At 38.2% G+C, this 4,434-nt stretch carries 7 protein-coding genes and 1 pseudogene; 5 read left to right on the forward strand and 3 right to left on the reverse strand.

Features of this window, described 5'->3' with window-relative positions:
- Together VKY50_RS05035 and VKY50_RS05040 are read left to right on the forward strand one after the other, a co-directional pair.
- Positions 1-208 (forward strand): integrase core domain-containing protein (locus VKY50_RS05035; protein WP_324299502.1); only part of this gene is annotated, 208 nt, incomplete at its 5' end.
- Between the two features lie 25 nt (positions 209-233).
- Entirely contained in the window at positions 234-356 is a 123-nt protein-coding gene (locus tag VKY50_RS05040) for a hypothetical protein (RefSeq protein ID WP_324299504.1), read from the forward strand.
- A 34-nt stretch (positions 357-390) separates the two neighbouring features.
- Here VKY50_RS05040 and VKY50_RS05045 read toward each other — a convergent pair whose 3' ends face one another.
- Together VKY50_RS05045 and VKY50_RS05050 are read right to left on the reverse strand one after the other, a co-directional pair.
- Positions 391-1,095: a hypothetical protein gene (locus VKY50_RS05045; RefSeq protein ID WP_324299506.1), complete on the reverse strand. Its 705-nt coding sequence runs from the start codon at positions 1,093-1,095 to the stop codon at positions 391-393.
- Between the two features lie 31 nt (positions 1,096-1,126).
- Positions 1,127-1,618, reverse strand: coding sequence for a hypothetical protein (locus VKY50_RS05050; protein WP_324299508.1), 492 nt, complete (start codon positions 1,616-1,618; stop codon positions 1,127-1,129).
- An 842-nt stretch (positions 1,619-2,460) separates the two neighbouring features.
- Here VKY50_RS05050 and VKY50_RS05055 point away from each other — a divergent pair.
- The 3 genes from VKY50_RS05055 (at position 2,461) to VKY50_RS05065 (ending at position 3,992) form a co-directional block, all read left to right on the forward strand.
- Positions 2,461-2,598 (forward strand): hypothetical protein, encoded by a 138-nt coding sequence (locus VKY50_RS05055; RefSeq protein WP_324299510.1) that lies wholly within the window; start codon positions 2,461-2,463, stop codon positions 2,596-2,598.
- Between the two features lie 164 nt (positions 2,599-2,762).
- Complete coding sequence (locus tag VKY50_RS05060; protein ID WP_324299512.1) at positions 2,763-2,978, forward strand: hypothetical protein; 216 nt, start codon at positions 2,763-2,765, stop codon at positions 2,976-2,978.
- 465 nt (positions 2,979-3,443) lie between these two features.
- Entirely contained in the window at positions 3,444-3,992 is a 549-nt protein-coding gene (locus tag VKY50_RS05065; RefSeq protein ID WP_324299514.1) for a glycosyltransferase family 2 protein, read from the forward strand.
- A gap of 120 nt (positions 3,993-4,112) precedes the next feature.
- Here VKY50_RS05065 and VKY50_RS12720 read toward each other — a convergent pair.
- Positions 4,113-4,391, reverse strand: a pseudogene (locus tag VKY50_RS12720) (Arm DNA-binding domain-containing protein); the annotation flags it as partial.
- Positions 4,392-4,434 lie beyond the last annotated feature (43 nt).

Below are 4,434 nucleotides of genomic sequence, written 5' to 3' on the forward strand. Positions count from 1 at the left end.
TAAAGGAAGAGCGATTGATAATGTGTTCATTGAGAGGCTGTGGCGCACGGTCAAATACGATTACGTGTATTTGAACCCCGCGCAGGATGGATGGGAACTGGAACAGGGACTACGGGCTTTTTTCTACCGGTACAACTTTCAAAAATCTCATCAGGGGATCGGGCGTAGAAAACCAGCCAGTTTATACCTGAGCCGTCCGGCAGCCTGAAGGCTTATCCACAAAATGGGCGATCATGACAAAAAAGAGAAAAGAAGCAAAGGAGAAAAAGGCGTGGATTTGTGGAAAACTCCTCCGAGTTTACCACAATCCCACACCACTACAACAACGAATGACTTTAAATTCAATTAAAATTTAGAGAAACTGGTCCTGAAAATGGGGAGTACCTCAGTTTAATCCGATCGTGCTTTCCAGGCTTCGATAACCGTATGCATGTGCCCGGACAATTCTTTTTGTTCATAATTGATTTCACTGTTAATTATTCCTCCCTCATTAGTATTAACAGCAATTAATTGAAATACAAATCCGCCATTTGTCTTGTCTGAAAGAGATTTGCTAAATTGTACAGGGAAATTGGAAGGCCGACTTCTTATCATTGCGGTCAAATGAAATTTAGCATTATCATCCACAGCCTTAGCTATTTTACATTTTTCTCCGTTAATTGTCGTATCTTTTAGTACCAGGTTCAAAGCATCCTTAAATAAATCTTTATAATAGAAGGTATATCCACTTTTTCTATCTTTTAAGGTTCCCTTAGCTAATTCTTCGGCGTTTGAGTCTAAGCTTGCATATTGAACATATGTCCCCTTATTCATATTGACGAACACATAGCCAGTCGTGTCGGAACCGATATAGGATCCATCCACGAAATTCTCCCTTAGGATGAATTCTATTATATAATCTCCATAAATAATTAAGCTGGGATAAGTTATAACTTCCTTTGCCGGAATTTTCTCTAAATCCGGAGATATTTTACTGGATATGTGCACATATCCTTCATACCTTTGTTGCTGTTCCGAGTGGTTAAACAGTTTAAAAATAAGCATCAAGCCCAAAAAGAGTAAGCTTAATGAGAGAATAAGTTTGGGTATTATCATTTTTACCCTATGTGTATTAGTTTATCACTTTTTAGGATCCGGCACTGGCCCTATAATGGATATAATTACGTATTTCGGTATGCCCAATAATATAATTTTGCAGGTCGCCGGTGACTTCTACAAATGCATATGCTCCAACCAGATAATCTAAAAGAACTCTACTGTACGTCTCTGACCAACTTACTACTCCTCCGGTTATTCCAATCATTTGGGAACCCATGTGTTGAACGGAATGAATTGTATAACCGTAGTGTAGCTGATCGTAAGCTTTGACAAACCACCAACCAGCTCTGTTTTTAACAACTGTCCATTCCTTTACTTCTGTCTTAGGATGGGTGTTCGCATACATGTTCATGGATTGCGGTCCTACCACTTCTACTGCAGCCAATTCCTGAGCAGTGGGTGAGCTTGCGGTTGTGTAAGCAGCAGGAGAAACACTTGCCAACTCAATGTTATATTTCGTTTCAAACTGCTTAATCAATTTGAACCGATGTTCTGGAGCCGCAGCTTTTAGTGAATTCATTAATCGGCCAAGGTTACTCTTTAAGGTATCGCTTAGATTTAACGAATTATCAGCCGACTTCAATGGAGGCTTAACTTGATCTTCAGGCTGTAATTCTCCCTCCGACACTAAATTGTCTTCACATCCTTGGAAAATAACAGGAATAACAAAAATAGAGCGATTAAGGCTAGCTTTTGAAATCTGTAAGAATTTAACTTTTCCATAATTTTTATGTTCAGTTAACAAAAGATTTAAACTGAGCTATGTGGTGGCACTGGATTGTAGAAGGCATAGGACTTTTAATGTGCATTCATGGAAATAGCAGAAGTCCTCCTTTTGGTTGGAATAAGTATTGTTATATTAAAGAATGTAATAAATTACGTAGCAGAGAAAAGTGACAATAAACAAAGAACGGACGTAATGCGCTTAAAATAAATTATTACAAACACGCTATGTTTCCTATCACATTTGAATAACTAATATATAAAAAAATTTCTAGAGCAATGAAATTTTTTTTATTGGAACGCTATAATACTCCCCTAAATTGAGACCATACGGAGGGTGTCCGCTAATAGTAAAGAGTAATACCTGCCATAAAATCGGCTAATTATTTTAAGGCAAGCCGGCCCGCAGTCCATTCGGTCCAGCTGAAAGTCATGGGGGAAAAAATTAAACAAAGTATGAGTATATATTGGTTTATAATCGGTGTTTTTAGAATTTTTTAGAGAATATAATATTTTCTTTGGATATTAAAAACTTTTATATATAATGCCGCCATTATACGATTTTTTTTATTAAAACCTAAAATCAATCAACATGAAAAGACGATTTACTATCGATGACTGGTGGTGGAAAATCTTCCTATGAATCCGCAAGAAATGAGAACCGTTATGGGAGGTACCGGGTATGGTAAGAAGAAGAACCGGAGCCAACAGATCCTTCTTATTATGGGTATTATGGAAATGAAGGAGGTGGTGAAGGCCCTGGAGACGTTTGGGTAAACCCTGATGGAACTACGACAGATGAATGTCCGATTGAGCTTGCTCCAATTGAGATCACAGTTTATGGATCCGCCTCGGTAGACCTAGTCGTCGAAGGTGAAACTTCCGGAGCTACAATTACTTTCTGGACAGATAATAGTGGTAGGCGTCATATCCATTTTGATATGAGTGCGGCCGTAGATGCTGCGGTGGATGCGTTAAGCGACTTAAGCACATGGATTTTTGGCGGAGGCGGAGCTTTGGGTGGTGCCTTGGAATATGGTCCAGGTGGTGCATGGGGTGGCGCCGCTGGTGCGGTCGGAAGTGCTACAGCTGGAGCCTATTTAGATAATTTATGGGATCAGTATTGGGATGCCTATAATGCAGATCCTTACCAATGACAATAAAAGTAGCTTAAATTTTTGCAATAAACATGGCGATTACAGGTCGTGGTAAATCGAGAAGATATGCCATTATATTATTCTTTCTATCGGTTATTGTATACTTTTTTGTTGTAAGTAGATTCGTAACTGAGAAAGCATATTTGTGGATTGGCTTCTTAATACTTCTCCTTATTTTGTTCGTTTTTCCCTTGGTAATGGTTCAAAGCCTTATCATCAAGAAAAAACTAATTTCAAATGGAGTTTTTACTGATTTGACTTTATTTATTCTTTTTGGAGCGAGCCTGCTCCTTTTTCTGAATAAATATTCAAAATTTCTATCGGTTTATCATGACCTGTTTAATTTCCTTAATATATTTACCCTTCCTTCCTTATATTTTCTTCTCTTAGCCTTAATCTTTGTTGTTATTGCTTTTATAAGTAAAGCAGGCTCAATGAGGCAATAGTAGTTGGTAGTCAGACAGTATGGCACTTAAACCCCTTGTTAGCATAGTTATGCCCTCTCATAACCGTGAAAAATTTATTGGAGAGGCTATTGATAGTATGCTTTGTCAGACATTTAGTGATTTTGAACTCATAATTGTAGACGATGGTTCAGATGACAATACTTTGTTAGAAATAAAAAAGTTTAAGGATTTACGAATCAAGGTTTTACAACATGAAGTAAATCAGGGCAACTATGTAGCCCGAAACACAGGTATGGCAATAGCAAAGGGCCGGTACATTGCTGTGATGGATTCAGATGATATTGCTCTTCCCAATCGACTTCAATTACAAGTTGATTTTTTGAATAGCCATCCTAAAGTCGGATGTGTAGGTGCCTTAGCGGAAATGATTTATGAAAATGGTAAACCGTTCAAACTTATTCGTTATCCTAGTAGTTATTCCAAGCTGAAAACGTATCTGTTTAGAACAATGAGTTTGTCTCATCCAACCATTATCGATGTCGGTGGTCTGGTACTTCCATTGAATAAAGGCTTCCACATGGTCATGAGCAGTACGGTAACGCTGTAGAGTGGCAAAGACATATTCTTTGCCTACTGAAGCTTCCATTTGTAAATTATGTTCTTTAAAAATCTCCAGCAGCTTTTTCCTGTCATTGCCTTGACCTGTAATGTGATTTTTTAGGTTTTCTGCTGTTACAGGTTTGTTTAATTCGATCAGCTTTACTTTTGCCTGGTAAATTTGTGCACATAAAGCATCCAAATAGGCATTCAGGCTTCTGGCGTCTTCTTTTGTACCGATAGCCCGTCCTGAGGACTGATTCCATCTGTCAGGGTGCCAAATGCGTTTGGTAGATAATTCCTTTGAATGTCCGTCCACTGTTATCCGAAGATAAACGTACCGTATATCACTCTTCCTCGATTTGGGTTGTTTCAGAAAGAACAGCAACCCGAAGCTTTTTTCCAACATAACTTAAACATTTAAAGTATTACAAAATTGGAAATGCTTTTTG

Origin of the sequence: Galbibacter sp., assembly GCF_035306585.1 — a bacterium.
Lineage (GTDB): Bacteria > Bacteroidota > Bacteroidia > Flavobacteriales > Flavobacteriaceae > Galbibacter.

Coding starts and splice junctions, on each gene's coding strand:
- VKY50_RS05040 (WP_324299504.1), top strand. CDS start 234: ATGACAAAAAAGAGAAAAGAAGCAAAGGAGAAAAAGGCGTGGATTTGT.
- VKY50_RS05045 (WP_324299506.1), bottom strand. CDS start 1,095: ATGATAATACCCAAACTTATTCTCTCATTAAGCTTACTCTTTTTGGGC.
- VKY50_RS05050 (WP_324299508.1), bottom strand. CDS start 1,618: ATGAATTCACTAAAAGCTGCGGCTCCAGAACATCGGTTCAAATTGATT.
- VKY50_RS05055 (WP_324299510.1), top strand. CDS start 2,461: ATGAATCCGCAAGAAATGAGAACCGTTATGGGAGGTACCGGGTATGGT.
- VKY50_RS05060 (WP_324299512.1), top strand. CDS start 2,763: ATGAGTGCGGCCGTAGATGCTGCGGTGGATGCGTTAAGCGACTTAAGC.
- VKY50_RS05065 (WP_324299514.1), top strand. CDS start 3,444: ATGGCACTTAAACCCCTTGTTAGCATAGTTATGCCCTCTCATAACCGT.